The sequence below is a fragment of the Serratia microhaemolytica genome (assembly GCF_004011885.1).
In the GTDB taxonomy this organism is placed as follows: domain Bacteria; phylum Pseudomonadota; class Gammaproteobacteria; order Enterobacterales; family Enterobacteriaceae; genus Serratia_G; species Serratia_G microhaemolytica.
Genome location: NZ_SBEF01000105.1, coordinates 1 through 1,718 on the forward strand (window position 1 = coordinate 1; position 1,718 = coordinate 1,718).

1 pseudogene is annotated in these 1,718 nt (G+C 57.7%); it reads right to left on the reverse strand.

What is annotated here, in order from left to right:
• A pseudogene (locus EOJ37_RS14555) lies at window positions 1-1,718 on the reverse strand (autotransporter outer membrane beta-barrel domain-containing protein); the annotation flags it as partial.

Below are 1,718 nucleotides of genomic sequence, written 5' to 3' on the forward strand. Positions count from 1 at the left end.
GATATGGAAGCCAAGCGCGCTGTTGAGCAACGTTAAGGCGTCCAGTGTCATCTGGGCGTTGCCGTTCAGTTCCACTAACCCGCTGAAGTTGGCCAACTTGTTGTTGCCAGACAGGTCGAGTTGGCTGTTGCGCAGTAACCAGGTGCCAGCACCGCTGATGCGGTTGCTCAGTTGTACCGGTGTGCCGGCGGCAAACTGGTCAAAAATCAGTTGCCCCCCGTTGGCGATATCGATGCTGCCGCTGCCCAACTGCTGCTGTTGGCTGGCGGTCAGGCTGCTGCTGCCATCAATGTTAAATTGGCCAGCAAACGCGCTGTTATCACCGCTGAAACTGAGTTGGCTGGCGTGGTTGATATTGACCTGTGCGCCATCAACGCCGCTGATCGCCTGTGCCAGCACACCGTTGATGCCATCCAGATCCAGTGCTGCACCGCTGGCGGTTAACTCTACCGTTGCGCTGTCGCTGCCTAAGTTAGCCGCTTGGGTTACGGTTAATCTGCCGCCGCTGTTGATCGCATGGCGGCCGCTAAAGCTGTTGCTGCCGGTGAGCGCCACATTGGCGTTGGTGTTGATCACCCCGGTGCCGGTCAACAGATTGGCAAAGCTGCCAGCCGCGTTGAAGTTCAGTGCGCCATCGATAGTGACCGCACTGCTGCCCAGGTTGCCGCTGTAACTGAGGCTGATCGACGCGCCGTTGGCGATCTGGGTGTTGGCGGTGAAGCTATTGTTCGCGCCGGTGATACTCAAATCGCCGCCCTGCACATTCAACGCCCCGCTGCCGGTTAATCCGCCATCAGCGCTGGAGCTACCGCCAGCGCTCAGGTTGAGTGTGCCGCCGGCCAGGTCGATCACCCCGCTGTTGTTCAGCCAGCCAGTGGTGAAGATGCTCGGATCGAGATCAATGTAACCAGCATTGGTTAACGCGCCCAGAGTCTGGTTAAAGCCGTTGCTCTTTAAGCGAGCGCCGTTCTGCACCGTTAACCGTGAACTTTGGCCAAAGGCGTTATCCGATCCCATCAGCACTTGACCGCGCACTGTGGTACTGCCCCGGTAGTCGTTGCTGCTGTTGGCTACGGTGAGTGGCGCGGCACTGCCATCAAACACAATGCCGCCGATGCCGGTCAGCCGTGCAGTTAACCGGCGGTTGCTGGCCGGATCGCTACTGCTGGCAATCAGCAGTGCGTTGACATCATCCGTCAGCAGGTTAAGAGTGTGCAGTTCGTAGTTGAGATACAGTCCCTGTTGACCACTGACACTTGAGTTGGAGAGATGGTAGTCGTAGATCCCCTCGGCAACGGTGATACCATTTTGCGTGATGTCCGAAATCTTCCCTTGCTCCGGTAGCACTTCGACGCCGTTCAATCGCAGCGTCAAATTGTCGGCACCACTGGCGCTGTTAGCAATCGCCAGTGTCATGCCGCTGATACCACGGTTCTGATCCAGTAGTGACAAGTTGTTCGGGTTGCTGTTGTCACGGTTAAACTCACCATCAATGTTCACTTCACCGCTGTTGGCGGTAAAATTATCGGTCTGGATCACGCCGTCGGCACGCCCGTTGGCGATATCACCCACGAAGTTGAGCTGGCCGCCGTTGAGTGTCAGGTTGCCGACCGTTTCGTCGCTGAGCGTGCCGGCCTGGCCAACATCGGTGATGCTGCCGCTGTTCAGTGTTAACTTGGCGTTGTTTACCGCCGCGCTGTTGGCACCGGAGAGCGCAA